The sequence below is a fragment of the Oerskovia turbata genome (assembly GCF_000718325.1).
GTDB classification, from domain to species: domain Bacteria; phylum Actinomycetota; class Actinomycetes; order Actinomycetales; family Cellulomonadaceae; genus Oerskovia; species Oerskovia turbata.
Genome location: NZ_JOFV01000011.1, coordinates 1 through 21,286, shown reverse-complemented (window position 1 = coordinate 21,286; position 21,286 = coordinate 1). Strand labels below are relative to the sequence as shown.

Here is a 21,286-nt window from a genome sequence, read left to right as displayed (position 1 = left end):
GATGACCACGACGGAACCCGCTGTCGCCGCACGCAGCAACCCGACCGGACCGGGCGCTGCGGCCGGCGCCCCGGTGAGCGGTGACGGCCCGACGACGTCGCGCCCCGGCCAGGACCCGGCCCCGGCGCCGGGCGCGCGGTCAGGACGGCGTCGACGACGGGTCGGGGCCACGTCCGGCGACGTCCCGCCCGCGCCCGCGCGCCCAGGGTTCGTGACGCCGTCGGGCGGCGGCGGTGACGGACCGGGCGAGCGCCTGCGTGCGCTGCTCGCCCCGGTGACGGGGCGGGTCGCCACGGGGCTGTCGGCGGCGACCTCGGTCGTGAGCCCGTTCGGCTGGGCGGTCCTCGTCGGCCTCGCCGCGGCGTGGTGGACCGGACTGGTCTTCGCGTGGGTCGAGCTGCTCGCGGTCGCGGTCGTGGCGACCGTGGCGATGCTCGGCGCGCTCGCGTTCGTCCGCGGGACGTTCCGGTACTCCGTGCAGCTCGACCTGGGGCAGCGGCGCGTCACGGTGGGGGACCGGGCGGTCGGCACGCTCGAGGTGAGCAACCGGTCCCCGCGCCCGCTGCTGCCCGCCGTGATGGAGCTGCCCGTCGGCGCCGGTGTCGCGTCGTTCCCCGTGCCGCGCCTGCGGTCAGGGGCGAGCCACGAGGAGATCTTCACGATCCCGACGCACCGCCGCTCGGTCATCCCCGTCGGCCCGGTGCGCTCGGTGCGCGCGGACCCGCTCGGCCTGCTGCGCCGCGAGGTCGTCTGGACGAACCCCGAGGAGCTGTTCGTGCACCCCCGGACCAAGAACCTGTCGGGCTCCTCGACGGGCTTCCTGCGCGACCTCGAGGGACGTGTCACCCAGGACATCTCCAACTCCGACGTGTCGTTCCACGCGCTGCGCGACTACGTCCCTGGCGACGACCGCCGCCACATCCACTGGAAGACCACGGCCCGCACGGGCCAGCTCATGGTGCGGCAGTTCGAGGAGACACGGCGATCACACCTCGCGGTCGTGCTCTCGACCCGTGCCGAGGACTACGCCCACCCCGACGAGTTCGAGCTCGCGGTGAGCTCGTGCGGCTCGCTCGGCCTCCAGGCCATCAAGGAGGACCGCGGACTGACCGTCCTCGTCAACGACGGCAGCCTGCGCGGTGACAACCGGGTACGGCTCCTCGACGACCTGGCCCGGGTCGAGACGCGGTCGATGCACACGAGCCTCGTGGACCTGGCTCGCGTGGCCGCCACGAGCGTCACGGACGCGTCGGTCGTCGCGCTCGTCGTGGGGAGCGCCGTCTCGCCCACCGAGCTGCGTGCCGCCTCGGCCCGGCTGCCCCAGGACGTCCGGGTCATGGCGATCCAGTGCCTGCCGGGGGCGAAGGTCAGTCGTCACCGGATCGCCGAGCTCGTCGTGCTCACCATCGGGGAGCTCGGCGACCTCCCCCTCGCGCTGCGGAGGCTGAACGACTGATGACCGAGAACGACACGCGGGGCCGGCCGGCCCCGTCGACCGGTCCCGGTGCGGAACCCGGCCACACGAGCAGGACCGGTACACGGTCGAACCTGACCACGGCACGCTCGTCGACCCGCCTGCGCGGTGGCGACGGACCGCGCGCGCTGCGGGCGACGGGGGCCGTCGACGCCCTCGCTCTCGTCGTGATGCTGGGGGCCGCCGTCGTCGGCTTCGGTCCGGCGTGGGGTTCGACGGCCTACCTCGTGCCTGCGCTCGGGGGCCTCGTGCTGGGGTTGGGCGTCGCGTGGCTCGGCGCCTGGCGGCGGTGGGGCACGGTCACCGTGACCGCCGTGGCCATGGTGACGTACCTGGTGCTCGGCGGACCGTTCGCCCTGCCCGGGACGACCCTCGCCGGGGTCCTGCCGACCGTCGACACGCTTCGCGGCCTGCTGCTGGGGGCGATCACGGGGTGGAAGGAGATCGTCACCTCGGTGCCGCCTCTGCAGTCCTTCCCGGAGCTGGCCGTCGTCCCCTTCCTGCTGCTCTTCCTGAGCGCGCTGGTCGCCGGCACGCTCGCCTGGCGGGTCCGTGCCGGGCAGTGGGCGCTGCTCCCCGTCGTCGTCGCGTTCGCCGGGGTGATCCTGCTGGGCACGCTCGTGCCCGCGTCCCCTCTCGTGCAGGGGCTGGTGCTCGTCGTCGTCGGGCTCCTGTGGGGCTCGTGGCGCGCGACCGAGGCGCGCCTCGGTGAGCGTCAGGTCCTGACGGCCGCGAGCGTCGTCGCGACCCGGCGCCTGCGCTGGCACCGGGCCAGAGGGGGCGCGGCGATGCTCGCGCTCGGCGCGGTCGCCGCCGTCCTGCTCGTCCCCGTCGTGACCCCGGACACCGAGCGCATGGTCCTGCGCGAGCAGATCGTCCCGCCGCTCGACCTCCACGAGTACGTGAGCCCGCTCGTGTCGTTCCGCAAGTACGCCAAGGAGATGACGGACGACGAGCTGTTCACGGTCGACGGCCTGCCCGCCGGTGCACGGGTGCGTCTCGCGACTCTCGACACGTACAACGGTGTGGTCTACGACGTCTCGAGCGGTGCGGGCTCGGGGGTCTTCACGCGCGCCGGCGACCAGATCGCGACCGTCGCCCAGGGCTCCCCGACCGACCTGACGGTCACCATCGGCGACTACCGGGGCGTGTGGCTGCCCGACGTCGGGGCGCTCGCGGGCATCCGGTACACGGGGGAGCGCGGCGAGGCGCTGAGCACCACGACGTACTACAACTCGGAGACCGGCACGGGCGTCGTGACCGCGGGCCTGCGCCCCGGTGACACGTTCCGGCTCGACGCGATCGTCGCTCCGACGCCCTCGGTCGAGGACCTGGAGTCCTCGCACGTCCTGGACGCGAAGCTCCCGGCGCCCCGCAACGTCCCGGACTCGGTCGGGGGCAAGGCCGCGCAGTTCATGGCCGAGGAGACGGACCCGCTCGTCCAGCTCAAGAACCTCGAGACGGGGCTCGAGGCGAGCGGGATCTTCTCGAGCGGGCTCGAGACCCAGCTCCCCTCCCGACCGGGCCACTCGGCCGAGCGCATCGACACGCTGCTCGCGGCCGACGAGATGATCGGCGACGACGAGCAGTTCGCGGTGGCTCTCGCCCTCATGGCGCAGTCGGCGGGCATCCCGGCCCGCGTCGTCATGGGCTTCTACCCGGACCCCGAGGCCTGGGAGGCGGGCACGCCGTTCGTGGCGACGGGGGCCGACGTGCACGCCTGGGTCGAGGTCCCGTTCGCGGGCTACGGCTGGGTCCCGATCGACGCGATCCCCGAGGAGGACAACAAGATCGAGCCCGAGCCCAAGAGCGACCAGGTGCCCAAGCCCCCGGTCCTCGAGGACCCCGAGCCGCCCGAGGAACCCGCCGACGCCGAGGCCGGCACGGTCGACGACGAGGAGAAGGAGGACGACGCCGAGTCGAACGCGTTCGACTGGGGTCGGGCCGCGCTCGTCGCGGTCGCGGTGACCGTTCCGCTCCTGGTCCTCGCCCTGCCGCTGCTCCTGGTCCTCCTGCTCAAGTCGCGACGCAGGAAGAGACGGCGGTCGGCCGACCGCCCCGTCGACCGCATCAGCGGTGGCTGGCGCGAGGTGCTCGACGCCGCCACGGACCTGGGTGCCCCGGTCCCCGCGGGTGCGACCCGTCGCGAGAGCGCCGGCACGCTGGCCGAGGCGTTCCCCGTGGCCGCGGCGCCGACCGTGACGCTCGCGCGCTCGGCCGACGCGACGGTGTTCGGCACCGGGGACCCGAGCCCCCAGCAGGTCGACGCCTTCTGGAGCGAGGTGGACTCGGTCCTGGTGGGCATGAGGTCGACCAGGCCGCGCGGGCAGCGCGTGCGCGCGGCGGTCTCGCTACGATCCCTGCGGGGTGCTCGACCGGCGTGGGTCCCCTCCTGGGTCCCGGCGCTGCGCCGACCGGCCCGACCGTCCGCCCGGACCGTGACGAGACCTCCGACCGGTTCCGGCCCGAAGCCAGGGGAGTCCTGATGTCCGAGCAGCTGAGCTGCAGCGCCTGCGGGACGGCACAGCCGGCGGGTTCGTCGTTCTGCGCCGTCTGCGGGACGAAGATGCCCAGCACGGCGGTGCCGTACGGCGCGCCCGTCGGCGGCGCACCGTCGTCGGGCCGCGAGCCGTCGATCGCGATCACGACCGAGCGCGACGTCGCTGCGGCGACCCAGCGCGCGGTGCCGTTCCTGCGACGGACGGACGCTGCCGCGCCGCAGACGGGGCTCGACGGCGCGCCGGTGGCCGGCACGGGACGCAGGTTCGTCGCGTTCCTCGTCGACGCCGCCGCGGTCTCCTTGGTCTTCGCGGCCGTGCTGCTCGGTGGTGGCGCGGTGGCCGGGGTGTCTCCGACCGCGCTGGCCTCGGTCACGACCCCGGCCGAGGCCCAGGTGCTGCTCGGCCGCCTGCTGTTCGCGTGCGCGGTGGCCGGAGCGGTGTCGCTCGCGTGCTGGGGCGGCATCTGGTTCTGGGAGGGGCGCACGGGCCGGACGCTCGGCAACCTCGCGACCGGCGTCCGGTCCGTCCGGGCCGAGGACCGGTCGCCCCTGGGCTTCGGGCGGGCGGCGCTCCGCTGGATCATCACCTTCCTCGGGGCCCTCGCCCTGGGGATCGGCGAGCTGCTCGTCGTCCTCTCCCCGGCCTTCGACAGCTCGGGACGGAACCAGGGATGGCAGGACAAGGCCGCCAAGGCGCTCGTGCTCGACGTCCGAGGACTCCACGACGGGAACGCCGAGGTCGGCGCCGTCGGGCAGCCGAGCACCCACCAGGTCGCGACGCCCCCGAGCGGGTACCGCGGCCCCTCGCCGTCGGGGCCCCTCCCCGCCGGGTCGTTCGCCGCGCAGACCGGCGGCCAGGCGCCGGGGGCCGGTGCTGCCCCCGTCGGTGACCCGTGGGCCTTCCCGCAGCAGTCGCAACAGGCCCCGGTCGCACCCGTGGGCGGGCTGATCACGGGCGTGCCAGGCGCTGCGTCCCCCTCGGGCTCCGCGCCGGTCACGCCGTCCCCGGCCCTCGGCCCTCTCGCGGTCCCTGCGACCACGGCGACGCCGGCGCCTGCCCACGAGGAACCTGACTGGGACTCCACGCGCCTGAGCGCCCGGGAGATCCGGCACGAGGCGCACGAGGCGACACCCACGCCCGGGGCCGTGCTCGAGCTCGAGTCGGGTCAGCGGGTCCCCCTCACCGGACCCGCGCTCGTCGGACGCAACCCGCAGGCGTCGGGGGGCGAGGCCAGGACCCTCGTCCGGGTCGAGGACCCGACGCGGTCGGTCTCCAAGACGCACGTCGAGCTGGGATTCGACGCCGGCGGCCTGTGGGTGCAGGACCGCGGGTCGACGAACGGGACGGTCCTCCTCCGGCCCGGCGGGGCGCCCGTGGCGCTCGACCCGGGTGTGCGCGTGCCCGTGCCCGTCGGCTCGGTGATCACCGTCGGGGACCGGCGCATCGTCGTCCACCCGGGGTCCGGCGCATGAGCGGGTGGCCCGCCGGGGTGAGCCTGGTCTGGGGCGCGAGCTCGCACCGGGGGGCACGGCGGCTCCTCAACGAGGACAGCTTCCTCGCCGACCGCTCGGTCTTCTTCGTCGCCGACGGCATGGGCGGGCACGACGCCGGCGAGGTCGCGAGCTCCGCGACCATCGACGCCCTCCGTCCGCTCGGCGCGCTGGCCACGGTCTCGCCCGAGGACGTGCGTGACCGGCTCGTCGTGGCGCAGGACGACGTCCGCGCCATCAGCACCGAACCCGGCCGCGGCGCCGGGACGACCGTGACCGGCGTCGTCGTGGCCCAGATGGAGGGCATGCCGTACTGGCTCGTGGTCAACATCGGTGACTCGCGGACCTACCAGATGTCGCACGGGGTGCTCGAGCAGCTGAGCGTGGACCACTCGGAGGTCCAGGAGATGGTGGACGCGGGGACGCTCACGGCGACCGAGGCGCTGACCCACCCGCGACGTCACGTCGTCACGCGCGCCGTCGGGGCCTCGCTCCCGCCCGAGCCCGACTTCTGCTGGGTGCCCATCGCCGCACGGGACCGGATGCTCGTGTGCTCCGACGGCCTGACGGGCGAGCTCTCGGACGAACGGATCACGGAGATCCTGCTCGCTCAGCCGGACCCCCAGGCCGCAGCCGACCGTCTGGTCAACGAGGCCATCGTCGCGGGAGGGCGGGATAACATCACTGTCGTCGTCGTGGACGCGACCGGGGCGTGGGGGGACACCAGCGACGGTTCCACGGCCCCCCGCGAGAACCTGGGGTACGCCGACGAGGACACCTTGCCGCGAGAGATTCGCCTTCAGATGGGGGACAGGACGTGAGACTGCGCTACGACACCGGGAGCGCGTTCGGGTTCGTCCGGGGTGGCGCGATCGTCGTCCTCCCGGAGGGGGCGACGAGCGAGCTCGTCGGACGCCTGTGGGACGGCCTCGACGCGGCAGGAGACACCGACGTCGAGGTCATCGAGGTCATCCAGCTCCTGACCGTGGTCCTCGGGGCGACCTTGCGGACGATGCCGCCGTTCGCCGTCGCGGTCGTGTCGGGGCGACGCGCTCAGGTCGCCGTCCGTGGCGAGGTCTCCGTCACGTTGAGCACGTCCTCCGCCCGGGTCCACGTGGACGGCGACGACGTGACCACCTGGTCCGAGCGTCTCGTGGACGACGTCGAGGAGGTCTCGGTCCAGCTCGGGGTCGAGGACGCCCCTGCGCTGGAGGCGGGCCCGGGACAGGTGGCGCTGGTCGGCCTCCCGCTCCACGAGGGCGTGGTGCTGGTGTCGCGGATCGTCCGGCACCTCGTCGGCACGTCGTCCGTGCCCACGGACACCCCCCGTGGTGAGCACACAGGGACGCCGGAGGCCGTCGAGGCCCGTGCCGTCCCTGGTGCCCGCCCGGCGTCCGCGTTCGAGCCGGTCCTGGTGGGAAGCGCGGTGCCGACCGAGGACGAGCACCTGGACCCGGCCCTCGCGGCGGTACCGGGCCTCGACGCAGCGCCCGACGAGGTCGTGCCGACGCGCTCACCGGTCGACGAGCGGTCGGCCGAGACGATCGTCTCGATGGAGACGATCGCGCCCGAGCTCACGGTCGTCCCCCCGGCCGGCGACCTCGACACCGGTGACCTCGACGCCGACGACGGCCCCGACGTCGGCGGCCTCGACGACGCGGTGGCGGCCGTCGACGACGGCTACGGGCACCTGTGGGAGTCCACCGTTCTGCGGACCGTCGAGGACGCCGCGATCCGCATCGACGAGGAGGACGACGTCGACGCGCCGCCCGCCCCGGCTCCCGCCCCGGCTCCCGCCGCCGTGCCGTCGGTCGAGGACGCGACCCCCGTCCCCGCGCCGCCCGCCGGAACTCCCCAGCCCGTCGCCGGCATGATCGACGGGATCCCTCGGGAGTGGACCGGGTCGACGCCCGCCGCGTCGGTGCGCGCGGCCACGGCCACGGTCAGGGGTGACCAGGCCCAGCGACCTGGCCTCGAGCTGGCGACCGGGGAAGGCCTGGAGGGGGACGACCACGACGGGCACACCGTCTTCTCCTCGGTCATCGCCGATCTCCGCGCGCAGGTGTCCGGTGTCGGAGGTTCCACCGCCGTCCCCGCGCCCCCCGCGCCCCTCGTGCTGCCCGGAGCGGCCGCGCCGCTCGGCGTCGTGCCCGTTCCGGCGGCAGGACCTGGGCTGCTCGGCAGCCCGGCCGCAGGTCCGGCCCCCGCCGCAGGGCCGACCTTCGTGCCGCCCGCTCCTCCGGGCTCCCAGCAGATCCTGGCCCGCACGTGCGTGGACGGTCACGCGAACCCCCCGTCGCGGGAGACCTGCGGGAGCTGCGCGCACGTCCTGGTGGGGGATGCTCACCTCGTGACCCGACCCTCGCTGGGCCGCTTCACGCTCTCCAACGGTCAGGTCGTGGAGCTCGACCGCCCGGTGGTGCTCGGACGCCGCCCTCGCACGACGCGAGCGCAGAGCAACGACCTGCCGCGCCTGGTCGCGGTGCCGAGCCCCGAGCAGGACATCTCGCGCTCGCACGTCGAGATCCAGCTCGAGGGGTGGCACGTGCTGGTGTGCGACCTCAACACGACCAACGGCACCACGCTCCTGCGCCCCGGGCAGCCGCCTCGGCGCCTGCACCCCGGGGAGCCCGCGATGGTCGCGTCGCACGACGTCGTCGACGTGGGTGACGGCGTGACGTTCACCTTCGAAGGGTTGCTATGAGCAGCAAGCGTGCCCCGTCGCCGCCGCCGCTGATCGACGGGTACGAGTACGTGTCGATCGTCGGTTCCGGCGGGTTCTCCGACGTCTTCCTCTACCAGCAGCAGCGTCCCCGGCGTCGGGTGGCGATCAAGGTCCTCCTGCACGAGTGGTCGAGCGAGTCGCAGCGCGCCGCGTTCGACGTCGAGGCCGACCTCATGGCGACCCTCTCGACCCACCCGTCCATCGTGACCATGTACGAGGCGAACGTGACGTCCGACGGACGCCCCTACCTCGCGATGGAGTACTGCTCACGGCCCAACCTCGGGGCCCGCTACCGCTCCGAGCGGCTCAGCGTCGCCGAGGCGCTGCGCGTCGCCGTACAGATCGCGGGAGCGGTCGAGACCGCGCACCGGGCCGGGATCCTGCACCGGGACATCAAGCCCGCGAACATCCTCGTGACCGAGTACGGCCACCCGGCGCTCACCGACTTCGGCATCTCCTCGACCATGGACGACGCCTCCCGGGCCGAGGGCATGTCGATCCCGTGGTCGCCCCCGGAGTCCTTCGCCGAGGACCCGTGGGCGGGCAAGGAGACGGACGTCTGGGCGCTCGCCGCCACCACCTTCACCCTGCTTGCCGGGCGGGCGCCGTTCGAGCTGCCAGGAGGGTCCAACTCGAGCGCGAGCCTCATCACGCGCATCGAGTCGACGCCGCTGGCTCCGACCGGACGTACCGACGTGCCGCCCTCGCTCGAGCGGGTGCTCGGCACCGCCATGGCCAAGAACCCGGCCTCGCGCTACCCGACGATGCTCGCCTTCGCGCGGGCGCTCCAGCAGGTCCAGAACGAGCTCTCGCTCGCGGTGACCCCCCTCGACGTGCTCGCCGACACGGGGATCACGCAGGAGGAGGAGGCCGACGACGACGGCGGTACGCGGTTGCGCGCGGTCGTCTCGATCGACCCCCGTGGAGGAGGTGCTGGCGGGGCCCACCCGACCGGCGCTCCGTCGTCGACGAGCGGCACCGCCCCGGTCCAGCGGCACGTACCCGTCGGAGCGTCGACGGGCGGTTCCGCTCCCGTGGCGCACGCTCCCGCACCGCATGCTCCTGCGGCGCCCGGTGCCTACGCCGGGCAGCCCGGGGCGGGGGGGCCCGCCCAGGTCGGGTACTACGCGCCCGCACCCGCGCGCCCGGCCCAGGCTCCGGCGTCGGGCCCCGGGTACGTCCCGCCGCGCCCCGCTGCCGGCCCGGAGAGCACCGGGACCGGGACCGCCGTGTGGGGGCCGCCGACCGACGACACCGTGCACCGCGCACCGGGCGCCTCGCCCGAGCCCGAGCAGGCACGACCGCGGACGCGGCGTGCCCTCTGGACGTTCCTCGCAGGCGCCGGGTTCCTCGTGCTCGTGGTGGTCGGGATCTACGCGCTCCTCCCGGACGGGACCCCGACCGACACGGACACGGTGGGCGGTACGACCTCGGCGGACGAGCCGGACGACGTGCCGAACGACAACCTCGGTGACCTGGTCCCGCCCCCCGAGGACCTGCAGGCGCAGTACGACGTCACGAGCGGGAGCGCCTCCTTCACCTGGTCGGCCCCCGAGGGTGTCGAGGTCGGCGACACCTACGCGTGGCAGCACATCGACCCGACCACGGAGACGTGGTCGGCCCCGGTGCCCGCGGGGAGGGAGTACGTGAAGGTCCCCGCGGGGGAGACCGACACCGTCTGCGTCGAGATCCGTACCGTCCGGGACGGGAAGCCGTCCGTCCCGGTGAAGGGCTGCGTGAACCCATGAGCGACCTGGCGATCGAGTTCTGCGGCGAGTGGTTCCGCCCCGTCCCCGGCGGGACGTTCGACATCGGGCGCGACGGCGACCTCGAGATCGAGGACAACCCGTACCTGCACCGGCACTTCCTGCGCATCTCGCACGAGAACGGCATCTGGTGGCTCGCGAACGTCGGCTCGCTGATCTCCGCGACCGTCTGCGACGCCGGCGGCGGCGTCCAGTCGTGGCTGTCGCCCGGCAACCGCCTGCCGCTGGTGTTCCCGTCGATGGCGGTCGTCTTCACGGCCGGGCCGACCACCTACGAGATGCGGGTCCGGCTTCAGGGCGCGCCCTACCAGGAGATCCGTTCCGAGGAGCCGTCCGACGGAGCGACCACGATCGGGGCCATCCCTTTCACGATCAGCCAGAAGCAGCTCATCCTGTCGCTCGCCGAGCCCGTGCTGCGGCGGGACGGGACGGGACTCTCCGAGATCCCGACCTCCGCCGACGCCGCACGCCGCCTCGGCTGGGCCACGACCCGCTTCAACCGCAAGCTCGACAACGTGTGCGAGCGGCTGGACCGCATCGGCGTCAAGGGGCTGCGCGGGGGAGTCGGGGCGCTCGCCACGAACCGTCGTGCACGCCTCGTGGAGTACGCGGTGGCCTCGCGCCTCGTGACGACCGAGGACCTGCCCCTGCTCGACCTGGTGGACGAGAGCTCCTGAACCCCGTCCACGCACCTGCTACGAAGGACACGTCCCTGTGCGTCTCAAGATGACTCTCGTGCGTCACGACGGCACGAGCGACGACATCGTCGTCACGGCCGACGCCGGAAGCACGGTCGGCGACGTCGCCCGCGCGATCGCCGTGCGCGACCCCCGGAACATGGGGTCCCTGGTCGACGTCCCACCGCTCACCCTGCGCGCCCAGCTCCCCGCGCAGGAGCAGTCGGTCGTCCTCGACCCCGACGTCCCCATCGCGGAGGCGTGGCTCGGGTCCGGCGCCGTCGTGCACCTCCTGGACGCGGCCCGCGCCGCCAGCACGATGCAGGACGTCCAGAACGTGCTGGCCCGCGTCCGGGTCGTGGCCGGGCCGGACGCCGGGCTGCAGCGCGACCTCGTCGCGGGGCGCTACGTCGTGGGACGGGAGCCGGGGTGCGACCTCGTCCTGTCCGACCCCCTCGTCTCGAAGAAGCACGCCCGGATCGACGTGTCCGACCGTACCGAGGTCGTCGACCTGGGCTCGGCCAACGGGATCGTGGTCGACGGCGGTCTGGTCACCCGGCTGCGCGTCGACCGGCAGCAGACCCTCGTGCTCGGCGACACCGTCGTCGTGGTCGACCCGCTCGGCAGCGCCGCCGGCGGTCCGGTCGCAGGTCCCGTCCCGTTCAACCGCTCGCCCAAGGTCGAGCCGCGCTACGCGGGGGAGAAGTTCACGGCGCCCAGCGCCAACCGTGAGGAGGAGCCCCAGACCTTCCCGGCGCTGGCCCTCGTCGCCCCGGTGGTGATGGGCCTCCTGATGTTCTTCGTCACGCAGCGCCCGACCGCGCTCCTGTTCATCCTCATGAGCCCCCTCATGCTCGTCGGCAGCTACGTGACCGAGCGTCAGCGGCGCCGTCGTCGCCTGGAGCGCGACGTCAAGAGGTTCGACGAGCGGCTCGAGGGCCTGCGGTCCGCGCTGCGCGACGAGGAGGTCGCCGAACGGTCGGCGCGGCTCCAGGAGGCGCCGGCGACCCCGCTCACGCTGGCCGAGGGGCTGCGTCGCGGTCCGCTGCTGTGGACGCGCCGCCCCGAGCACTGGTCCTTCCTCAACGTGCGGCTCGGGCTCGGCTCGATGCCCTCGCGCAACGAGGTCGAGACGCCGGGGCGCGGTGAGATGGTCCCAGAGCTCCAGGGGCGCCTCGACGAGCTGGTCGACCGGCACGAGCTCGTCTCGGGCGTCCCCGTCGTCGAGAACCTGCACGACGCCGGTGCGCTGGGGCTGGCCGGGGCCAAGAACCTCGTGGAGCCCGTGGTCAACTCCGTGCTCGTCCAGCTCACGGTGCTGCACTCGCCCACCGACCTCGTGGTCTGCTCCCTCGTGACGCCGACGTGGTCGCGCTCGCTCGAGTGGCTCAAGTGGATGCCGCACACCTCGGCCTCGACGAGCCCGATCGAGGGCAACCACCTCGCCGACAGCGCCAGCAGCGGCGCCGTGCTCCTGGCCCAGCTCGAGGAGCTGATCCGGACCCGGCTCAAGAGCCAGCGCGCCACGCGTCGAGGCGCGGCCCGGACCCGCGACGCCGCGCTCGAGCGTGGTGCGAGCGTCGGCGAGGGCGGTGGCGGGCCCGTCGAGGGGACGAACTCGCCGCTGCCCGCGGTCGTGGTCCTCGTGTCCTCGGAGGTCGACGTGGACCGTGCACGCCTCGCACAGCTCGCCGAGACGGGGCCCGACGCGGGGGTGTTCCCCGTGTGGGTCGCCGACAGCGTCCGGGGGCTGCCGGCCGCGTGCCGAACCTACGTCGAGGTCGGACCCGACCACGCCTCGGTGGGCATGGTGCGGCTCGGCCTGGCGGTCGACGACGTCGTGCTCGAGACGGTCGACGCGGCCGACGCGGTCGAGTACGGCCGTCGCATGGCACCGGTGTTCGACGCGGGAGTCGTCGACGAGGACGCGAGCGACCTGCCGCGCACCGCCTCCCTGCTGACGCTCCTCGGCCCCGACATGGCGACGTCCTGCGAGGCCGTGATCGACCGGTGGAACCAGAACCTCTCGATCACCGACCGCACGCCGGGCGCCGTCCCGAGGCGACGCCGCGCCGGGGGGCTGCGGGCGCTCGTCGGCTCGGCCGGGTCGGAGGCGATGCAGCTCGACCTGCGCACGCACGGCCCGCACGCGCTCGTGGGCGGGACGACCGGCTCGGGCAAGAGCGAGTTCCTCCAGGCGTGGGTGCTCGGTATGGCAGCCGAGTACAGCCCGGACCGGGTCACGTTCCTGTTCGTGGACTACAAGGGCGGCTCCGCGTTCGCGGACTGCGTCCAGCTCCCGCACTGCGTGGGGCTCGTGACCGACCTGTCGCAGCACCTCGTGCGGCGTGCCCTGACGAGCCTGCGGGCCGAGCTCCACCACCGCGAGCACCTGTTCAACCGCAAGAAGGCCAAGGACATCCTCGAGCTCGAGAAGCGGGGCGACCCCGACGCGCCGCCGGCCCTGGTGATCGTCATCGACGAGTTCGCGGCGCTCGTCTCCGACGTGCCCGACTTCGTGGACGGCGTCGTCGACATCGCGCAGCGCGGGCGCTCGCTCGGGATCCACCTCATCATGGCGACCCAGCGCCCGGCGGGCGTCATCCGCGACAACCTGCGGGCGAACACGAACCTTCGCGTCGCCCTGCGGATGGCCGACGAGTCCGACTCGTCCGACGTCGTCGGGACCCCCGACGCGGCCCACTTCGATCCCGGGCTCCCGGGGCGTGGGCTGGCCAAGACGGGCCCCGGCAGGGTACGCCCGTTCCAGTCGGCCTACGCCGGCGGGTGGACCTCGGACGAGGCGCAGCCGCTGCGCATCGAGGTCGCGGCACTGCGGTTCGGCGGCGAGATCCGCTGGGACGCGCCGCAGCCCGCGGTCGTGCCCGAGGAGACGGACCTCGGTCCCAACGACCAGCAGCGCCTCGTGGCGTGCATCGGGGCGGCGAGCCGGCACGCCGAGATCCCGAGCCCGCGTCGCCCGTGGCTCGACTCGCTCGCCGGGGTCTACGACCTCGCCCGCCTGCGTCAGCGCACCGACACCGAGCTGTTGATCGGCGTCGCCGACCTGCCCGAGGTGCAGGCCCAGCGGCCGACGTACTTCCGCCCGGACGCCGACGGGCACCTCGCCGTGTACGGCACGGGCGGTGCGGGCAAGAGCACCGCGCTGCGCACCCTGGGCATCGCGGCGGGGATCACGCCCCGGGGTGGAGCGGTCCAGGTCTACGGCCTCGACTTCGCGGGCGGCAGCCTGCGGATGCTCGAGTCCCTGCCGCACGTCGGGTCCGTGATCATGGGCGACGACGTCGAGCGCGTGGTCCGCCTGCTCCGTATGCTCCGCGCCGAGCTCGACCGCCGCGGCCCGCTCTTCGCGGAGGCCTCCGCGTCGAGCATCACCGAGTTCCGGGCGCTCACGGGCCGGACGGACGTGGCGCGCATCCTCGTGCTCGTCGACGGCTTCGGCGCGTTCCGCGACGACTTCGAGCAGGGTGCGGGCCGGGCCGTGTGGTTCGACGTGTTCCGCGACGTGCTCGCCGAGGGACGACAGCTCGGTATCCACGTGGCGCTCACGGCCGACCGTGCGGGCGCCGTGCCGAGCGCGGTCCGCTCGGCCGTGCAGCGCAACGTCGTGCTCCGCCTCTCGGACGACGGGTACGGGCTGCTCGACGTGCCCGGCGACGTGCTCACCCCGTCGTCGCCGCCCGGCCGCGCGGTGGTCGACGGTGCGGAGACCCAGGTCGCGGTCATCGGCGGGACGACCTCTGCCGCCGAGCAGGCGCGTTCCTGCGTGCGGCTGGGTGACTCGATGCGCAAGGCCGGGGTGCTCCAGGCGCCGAGGATCGGCGCGCTCCCGCACGAGTACACGGCCGACGTGCTGCCGGACGAGGTCGACGGACAGCCCGTGCTGGGGATCGGCGACGAGACGCTCGACGCCCTCGGCTGGGCCCCCGAGGGGACGTTCCTCGTGTCGGGGCCCGTCGGCAGCGGTCGGACGACGGCGCTCGCGGCGCTCGCGAGGTCCCTGGTCCGGGCCGCCCCGAAGACCCGGATCGTCCTCGCGGCGCATCCCGGGTCCTCGCTGGTGTCGGCGGTGCCCTGGGACCGGGTCGCGCAGAGCGTCGACGAGGTCGTCGCCCTCGCCCAGGACGTCGCCGAGGACCTCGCGGCGGGACCCGTCGCCGTCTTCGTCGAGGGCGTCGACGAGTACCTGCAGTCAGCCGCGGACGCACCGCTCGTCGCGCTCATGAAGGCGGCCCAGCGCGGCTCGTGCCTCGTGGTCGCGGAGGCCGAGTCCTCCCGCTGGGGCTCGCCGTGGCCCCTGCTCGCCGAGATGAAGAACGGTCGCCGTGGGCTGCTCCTGCAGCCCGAGGCGCTCGAGGGCGACTCGTTGCTCAAGACCTCCCTGCCGAGGGTCTCCCGTGCGGAGTTCCCCCCTGGCCGGGGCTACTACATCGCGCGCGGAAGCACTACCCGGGTACACGTCCCGATGGGCTGACGCACGCGTGGGGAGTTCTCCCCATACCCAGGCGACCGCACCTTCGGTACGGTTGCGACGACAACGGGCCGCGAGGCCGATGATGGATCAAGAGAGCGGGAATCGACATGGCGAACGTCAACGTCACCTACAGCGAGATGCGGGACGCAGCGGGCCGTCTGGAGATCGGCAAGGGGCACCTCGACGAGATCCTCGCGGATCTGATGAAGCAGGTCACGGCGCTCGTGTCGTCCGGCTTCGTGACGGACCAGGCCTCGACGCAGTTCATGGCCTCCTACGACCAGTTCAACCTCGGCGCGAAGAACGCGGTCGAGGGACTCGTCGAGATGCACACGTTCCTCGCGCGCGCCGCGGACTCGATGGAGGAGCTCGACGCGCGTCTCGGCTCCGCGATCGCCCGGTGACGACTGCTGGACCCTCGGACGGCCGCCCCGACGTCGGGGCGGCCGTCCTGCCGTACCGGGAGTCGGGCGGCGGGTACGGCCGGGCGGCGAAGTGGGTCGCGGTGCCGACGGCCGTCGCGTTCCTCGTGGACGCTGCGATCCGTGGCTGGTGGGACGCGCTCGTGTGGCCCATGATCGGCGTGATCGTCGGATTCTTCGTGCTGTTGACGGTGTACTCCACCCGGCGGTACCAGAAGATCGTCGTCGACCACACGGGGCTGCGGGCCGGCAGGGACCACTTCCCCGCCACCACGATCGACCCGGGCGTGGTCGCGCACGTCGCGGCGCACGGTCCGCTCCACGAGGGCGAACGCCTGCCGGACGGTACGACGGTCGTCGGGGGCAAGCTCGTCGGTGGGGCCTACGCGCCTACCCTGGGCGCCGGGATCCTGCTGCTCCGTCTGACGGACGGGAGCTGGGTGCGGGTGCAGTGCAGCAAGCCGCAGCAGGTCGTCGCTGCCTTGCAGGTCTGCCTCGTCGGGGCAGCGGGCGTACAGGCCTGACCGACCGAGGGCCTGCTCCCCTGGTGGCCCGGAGGAGGCCTCCGCCCTACCAGGAGAGGACCGAGGGTCAGGTGAGGATCGTGTCGTCGTCGGGCTGTCGGGTCGTCGACCTGCCGACCGGGGACGCGGGTGACTCGTCGTGGCATGTCCCGGAGCCAGGCGACGGGCGCAGGATCAGGAGCCAGCGCCGCCCCACCACGAGAGGATCGCTGCCCACACGAGAAGGGCGGTCTGGTCGTCGTCCAGGGGGCCGACCGTGAGGGAAGCGACCCCGTTCTGGGTCGTTATCGAGGCAAGCTCGACGTCCTCCCGCCACACGCGTGCGGCCCGCCGCTCGTGGGGGTAGAGGTCCAGCGGGTCGGTCGAGACCCTGGTCGCGCGGACGTCGCCAGCAGGCACGACCTCGCGGGTCCGTGCCTTGCGATGGCTGAAGGCGATCTCCGCGACGGGAGTCCCGTCGGTGAGGGCCACGTCGCGCACGGTCCAGCCGTCGCCACGTCGCCGCGTTCCCGGCGTGCTGCGAAGGAGCACCTGTCCTTCGAGGTCGAGCAGCTCGACGGTGCGCAGCTGATCGTCCGTCGAGTACGAGTTCGCGATGGTCTCGACGGCGAGGTCTGCGGCCAGAGTCAGAGCGCGCACTCCCCTTGAGGCCTGTTTCCGGGGCAGGCGGCGGATGAGAGCGCTCGGTGCGCCTTCGCCGACGAGGTAGATCTCTCCGGTCCAGCCGAGGGGTTCGACGAGTCCGTTCGCCTGCGGGACGGGGAGCTCGAGGGCGCGGGGGAGCAGGGCGGCGACCTCGGCCTGCTCGCGGTGCTGGGGGTGTGCGGGGGCGGTGGGGACGCCGGTTGCGGGTCTGGGGGGGCCGAGCAGTGCGCCGGGTGCGCGGAGCCGGCGTCCGGCATCGCGGAGGGTGGCGCCGACCGCGTCGATGTTGGTGCGGGCTGCCTCGACGCCGGCGAGAGCTGCTCGTCCTCGGTCGGCGACGTTCCCGGGCACGAGCGAGTCGAGGCGCGGCGGACGCCAACCGCGGGGCCGTGGTGCTGTGTCGGCCCGGTCGGAAGCGTCGCTGGGGCCGTCAGGCGCTCGAGGAGCCGGCTCGCCCGTGTCGTCCTTGTCTGGCACGAGCACAGGCTACCGGCTCTGGTCCTGTCGGGATTCCCCCCGCTCCTGCTCGGGACGAGTCCGAGCACGTCCTGCTCGCGCGCCAAGCTCAGAGGGCACCCCGCAGCACGGATCGCCATCTCCCGAGCATCCTCTGGGCATGGGGAGAGGTCCCCATGGTCGGGACGGCCCGACGTCTGGCACCATGGCGTCGCACGGTGGGAAGCCGTGCGGACGAGAGGACACGACCGATGACGCTTCGCGTCGACACCGAGGCCATCGACGCGGCCGCGGCCTCGCTGGGCACCATCGCCGTCACGCTCGCAGACCGGGCGGACGACACCGCACAGCACTCAGGCGCCGCAGCCGCCGCCGGCGGGCACGCGCACGTCGTCACCGGCGCGACCGACTTCGGCGACTACTGGGGAGCAGGGCTAGGTGCCCTCGCGATCGCGTTGGGGGAGCTTGCGACGCAGTTCGGCGACGCGGCCGCCGCGTACGCCGAGGAGGACCGGGTGCTCGCGAGCGGGGCGAGGGACCTCCTGTGACGTTCTTCGTGGACGCCCCCGCGCCGTCGGCGCCTCACCTCGAGCCTGTCGAGGGCGACCCTGAGGCGCTGCGGTCCGCCGCGCGAGGTCTTGACACCGTGCACGACGGTCTCGGCGAGTCGGTGCGGGCCATGCGGGCTCGGGCCGGTGCGCTCGGCAGCGACTGGGCCGGGGTCGCGGGTGACGCCGCGCCCGTCGCGGTGGAAGGAGTGGCGCTGCTCGTCGAGAGCGCGCAGAGTGCGATGAGCACGGGCGCGGCGGCGCTGCGGACCTATGCGGACGCCCTGGAGACAGCGAGGGCGACCGTCGTCTCGGCGCAGGGCTTCGCCGACGACGCGGCGACGTCGTGCCAGTCGTCGTTGCGGACGATCGACGCGGCCACAAGCCCCGACATGGCGTTCTACACCGGGCAGCAGCGCCAGGCGGCCATCTGGGAGGCCCACGCCGCCTTCCAGGCGCAGGTCGCGGCAGCGGACCGAGCGCGCGAGACGCTGGCGACCGCGGCGCTGACGTGCCGCCGCACGCTCGAGGACACGCGGTCCGTGCTCGTGCGCGGGCACCGTGAGTCGTTCGAGGACTACGTCAACGGGATCGTCGCGGACGGCCTCGGGCGTCTGCCGGGGCTGAGCGGTCACGAAGGGACGCTGAGCTCGGCCGTCTGGGCGACGACGACCGTCGGGGGGCTCGTCGCCGGCGGCATCTACGTCGGCAAGAACAGCGTCAAGCTGTGGCAGTTCTGGACCTTCCAGGGGCCGCTGGCGCAGAGACCGCCGTTGCCCCAGAACTCGTTGTCGAGCATGTGGGTGGGGGCGCTCAGCCGGCCCCTGAACGCGCTCGGGATGAGGATGGGTCTCGGACCTGCGCTCGCCACCAACACGTTCAACGGGCTCAACCGGTTCGGTCAGATCGCGTTCGGCACGTCAGGCGTGACCGGCTCGATGAACGGGATCACCCCCTGGGCCGCCGGTCGCACTGCGGCGGCCGCCGCCGACACCGGCGCTTTGCGCGCCGGTCTGAGCGCGGGCGCGAAGGCCACCGGTGTCGTGCGAGGGCTGGGCGTGGTCGGCGCGGTCGGCGCGACGGGCATGAGCCTCGTGAACGTGGCCTCGCAGGGCAACCCGATCGAGGCGTTCCAGGAGAACGGCATCGACTACGTCGCGGATGTCGCGGAGCTCGGATTCAACGTGAGCCTCACGGCTGCGATGATCGCCCCCAACCCCGTGACGATCGGTGCTGCCGTCATCACGGGAGCGATCTACGGCACGACCGAGATCATCGCGCACTGGGACGAGATCGAGGACCTCGCCGCGAACGGCGCGGAGATGGTCGCAGACGGATGGAACGCCACGACCGAGGTCGTGGGCGACGCGGTGGACGCCGGCGTCGAGAAGGCAAAGGAGTTCGGCTCGTGGCTCAACCCGTTCGACTGACCGAGGGGCTGCCCGCGGCGATGGACCGTCGCCGCCGACGCTTCCTGCTCTTCCCCGACCACCTCGCGGTCCTGGGCCAGCTGGCCCAGGAAGGCGTGGTGGAGGAGGGACTGGAGGTCGCCGTCGAGGCGCTGCGTGAGGCGGGCGTGCTTGGCGCTGACGACGCGGTCGACCCTGCGGCAGCGGAGCTCGCCCAGGCTCTGGCAGGGAGCTCGCTCCTCGTCGACGTCGAGACGAGCAGCGACGACGGGATCGTCTATCACGGCCTCGCCTTCGCCTCGGTCGGTGGCCAGGCCGTCTGCTGGGCGCGCTCGGGCTGGCCCGGGACGGCGCAGGCAGAGTATCTTCCGGTCGACGTCGGCATGGTCGTGCCGTGGATCGCCACGACGGTCGGGCTCGGGCGGGACGGCGCCACCGGGGACGGATCGCTGCCCGACGTCCTCGCCACGACGGTCGGCGCGCTGTCGACGTCCGACGACACGGGGGCGCCCGACGACTCGGCGTCACCCGGCGAGACAGGGGCCGCTGCGGTTCTCGACGCCGCGAGGCTCACCTGGCGCGTGACGGTCCACGGGCCCGGCCGGTCCACGGTCCGCGCGCTCGCGGTCGTCGACGCGGGGGAGCACGGCCTCTGGGAGCGTGTCGCGCCCGCCGAGCCGTTCGGGCTCGACGTCCCGGATCCCGCGACGCCCGTGGTTCTCGAACGGCGGAGCCCCGGCGACGTGTGGCGTGCCCTCGTCGGCCTGCTGCAGGACGTCGGCGAGGTCGCGGCGTCCTGACGTTCCGCAGGGCCCGGACTGCCAGGGCGCGTCGCCGCCTAGACTGTCCGGGCCCTGTGGACCCCGAAGAGGAGTGACCGTGCCGTCGACCCTGCAGTTCCCGAGCGAGCAGTTCCCCGCCTACCCAGGGGTGAGCCTCGACCAGCCGGACGGCTGGCAGCCGCTCCCCGAGGTGGGCCTGCCGCTCGCGCTCGCGAAGGACGCCACCGACGGCGGGTTCCGGCCGAACGTCATCGCGGTCCTCAACCGTGTGCGGGCCGAGCACACGCTCGAGCAGGCGATCGGCGAGGTCGTCGCGCGGTTGACCGCGCTTCCGCAGTACAGGGAGCTCGGACGGTCGGAGATCGAGGTCCAGGGGAACGCCGGGTTCCGGATCGAGGGGATCTTCGCCGAGCCTACCCTCGGGGCACTCGTCCAGGCGGTGCGGATCGTGCTCGTCGACCGCGGGCCGGTCAAGGACCTGGTCCAGGTGACGGGGTCGTGCACGGGGGCACAGATGCCGAGCACGCTGCCGGAGATCCGTGCGATCCAGGACAGCCTGAGCGTCACGCTGTGAACGGAGCGGTGGCGGCGGACGCCGCACCGCTCGACGACGTGGTCGCGGCCCTGCTGGATCTCGGGTCCGCCGACGTGCCGTACGCGGCTTCCGTCGAGGAGTGGAAGCACGGAGTCCAGGTCACGTTGACCTGGACGGGCTGGAAGGCCCGGTGGCGCTCGTTGCTCGGGGCGGGGCGGACGGCCAGGTCGTACCGGCTCGTGGTGCGGCTCGACGCCCGACGCGCGGTCTACCGGTTCACGGAGATCAGCGGGAGGTCGCGCACCTCGCCGCCGTGTCGGCGAGCCCGTCGACCATCAAGGTCCCGGTCTTCTCGACGCTCCGGTCTCTCGGCTGGCGGCCTCGCGTCGACAACCGCTTCCTGCGCCTCTTCGAGAGGTGAGGCTCACGAGCGGAGGCTGCCCCTGACCGCCGCCACCCGCCCCACCGCCCCGTAACATTCAGCCGGATCATGAGACGCCATTCCATCAGGCGAGATCGGCTGTCAGTGTGAAGGTTCACCTCAGTCGTACAATCGAGTGGTTCTCCCGTAGGCGGCCGCGGACTCACCCGGACAGCCCGCGTGACCGGTCCGCCCACCTCCGGCGGGCCGACCTCCCCTCCTCGACCGGAAGGCGTTCTTTCTTGTGAGCAGCTCTCGTCCTTTGCGTGTAGCCATTGTTGGTGCTGGTCCGGCGGGGATCTATGCGGCGGACATCTTGTCGAAGTCGGGTGTCGAGGTGGGTATCGACTTGTTCGAGCGTCTTCCTGCGCCGTTTGGTTTGGTGCGGTACGGGGTGGCTCCGGATCATCCGCGGA

Annotated in this window: 16 protein-coding genes; 15 read left to right on the top strand and 1 reads right to left on the bottom strand. The window is 73.3% G+C overall.

What is annotated here, in order from left to right:
- Position 1: 1 nt before the first annotated feature.
- From IE95_RS0112710 to IE95_RS0112665, 10 genes are all read left to right on the top strand, one after another.
- On the top strand, positions 2-1,456 hold the full coding sequence (locus IE95_RS0112710) for a DUF58 domain-containing protein (RefSeq protein WP_030151996.1): 1,455 nt from the start codon (positions 2-4) through the stop codon (positions 1,454-1,456).
- Complete coding sequence (locus tag IE95_RS0112705; RefSeq protein WP_051703073.1) at positions 1,456-3,960, top strand: transglutaminase-like domain-containing protein; 2,505 nt, start codon at positions 1,456-1,458, stop codon at positions 3,958-3,960. The genes IE95_RS0112710 and IE95_RS0112705 overlap by 1 nt, the downstream gene beginning before the upstream one ends.
- Positions 3,960-5,447: an RDD family protein gene (locus IE95_RS0112700; protein ID WP_129429597.1), complete on the top strand. Its 1,488-nt coding sequence runs from the start codon at positions 3,960-3,962 to the stop codon at positions 5,445-5,447. Before IE95_RS0112705 ends, IE95_RS0112700 begins: the two co-directional genes overlap by 1 nt.
- Positions 5,444-6,286, top strand: coding sequence for a PP2C family protein-serine/threonine phosphatase (locus IE95_RS0112695; RefSeq protein WP_036571986.1), 843 nt, complete (start codon positions 5,444-5,446; stop codon positions 6,284-6,286). The genes IE95_RS0112700 and IE95_RS0112695 overlap by 4 nt, the downstream gene beginning before the upstream one ends.
- Positions 6,283-8,169, top strand: a complete 1,887-nt coding sequence (locus IE95_RS21115; RefSeq protein ID WP_030151992.1) for an FHA domain-containing protein — start codon at positions 6,283-6,285, stop codon at positions 8,167-8,169. Before IE95_RS0112695 ends, IE95_RS21115 begins: the two co-directional genes overlap by 4 nt.
- Complete coding sequence (locus tag IE95_RS0112685) at positions 8,166-9,938, top strand: serine/threonine-protein kinase (RefSeq protein WP_030151991.1); 1,773 nt, start codon at positions 8,166-8,168, stop codon at positions 9,936-9,938. Before IE95_RS21115 ends, IE95_RS0112685 begins: the two co-directional genes overlap by 4 nt.
- Positions 9,935-10,633 carry an FHA domain-containing protein gene (locus tag IE95_RS0112680; RefSeq protein ID WP_030151990.1) on the top strand — a complete coding sequence of 233 codons (699 nt, stop codon included), beginning with the start codon at positions 9,935-9,937 and terminating at the stop codon, positions 10,631-10,633. The genes IE95_RS0112685 and IE95_RS0112680 overlap by 4 nt, the downstream gene beginning before the upstream one ends.
- Positions 10,634-10,670: 37 nt before the next feature.
- Positions 10,671-15,128: a type VII secretion EssC family protein gene (locus IE95_RS0112675; RefSeq protein ID WP_030151989.1), complete on the top strand. Its 4,458-nt coding sequence runs from the start codon at positions 10,671-10,673 to the stop codon at positions 15,126-15,128.
- A gap of 107 nt (positions 15,129-15,235) precedes the next feature.
- On the top strand, positions 15,236-15,532 hold the full coding sequence (locus tag IE95_RS0112670; RefSeq protein ID WP_030151988.1) for a WXG100 family type VII secretion target: 297 nt from the start codon (positions 15,236-15,238) through the stop codon (positions 15,530-15,532).
- Positions 15,529-16,074, top strand: a complete 546-nt coding sequence (locus IE95_RS0112665) for a hypothetical protein (protein WP_030151987.1) — start codon at positions 15,529-15,531, stop codon at positions 16,072-16,074. The genes IE95_RS0112670 and IE95_RS0112665 overlap by 4 nt, the downstream gene beginning before the upstream one ends.
- Before the next feature lie 174 nt (positions 16,075-16,248).
- Here IE95_RS0112665 and IE95_RS0112655 read toward each other — a convergent pair whose 3' ends face one another.
- Positions 16,249-17,196, bottom strand: coding sequence for a hypothetical protein (locus IE95_RS0112655; RefSeq protein WP_129429596.1), 948 nt, complete (start codon positions 17,194-17,196; stop codon positions 16,249-16,251).
- A gap of 230 nt (positions 17,197-17,426) precedes the next feature.
- Between IE95_RS0112655 and IE95_RS19000 the strand changes: the two genes are divergently transcribed.
- The 5 genes from IE95_RS19000 to IE95_RS20450 form a co-directional block, all read left to right on the top strand.
- Positions 17,427-17,723, top strand: coding sequence for a hypothetical protein (locus IE95_RS19000; protein WP_036571985.1), 297 nt, complete (start codon positions 17,427-17,429; stop codon positions 17,721-17,723).
- The gene (locus IE95_RS18995) at positions 17,720-19,153 is read left to right on the top strand and encodes a WXG100 family type VII secretion target (protein ID WP_036571984.1); all 1,434 of its coding nucleotides are present in this window, start codon (positions 17,720-17,722) and stop codon (positions 19,151-19,153) included. Before IE95_RS19000 ends, IE95_RS18995 begins: the two co-directional genes overlap by 4 nt.
- Entirely contained in the window at positions 19,132-19,932 is an 801-nt protein-coding gene (locus tag IE95_RS20680; protein WP_164984143.1) for a hypothetical protein, read from the top strand. Before IE95_RS18995 ends, IE95_RS20680 begins: the two co-directional genes overlap by 22 nt.
- A gap of 79 nt (positions 19,933-20,011) precedes the next feature.
- Positions 20,012-20,488, top strand: coding sequence for an LpqN/LpqT family lipoprotein (locus IE95_RS0112640; RefSeq protein ID WP_164984142.1), 477 nt, complete (start codon positions 20,012-20,014; stop codon positions 20,486-20,488).
- Between the two features lie 626 nt (positions 20,489-21,114).
- Positions 21,115-21,286: NAD(P)-binding protein (locus IE95_RS20450; protein ID WP_157283422.1), on the top strand; the 172-nt coding region annotated here is incomplete at its 3' end.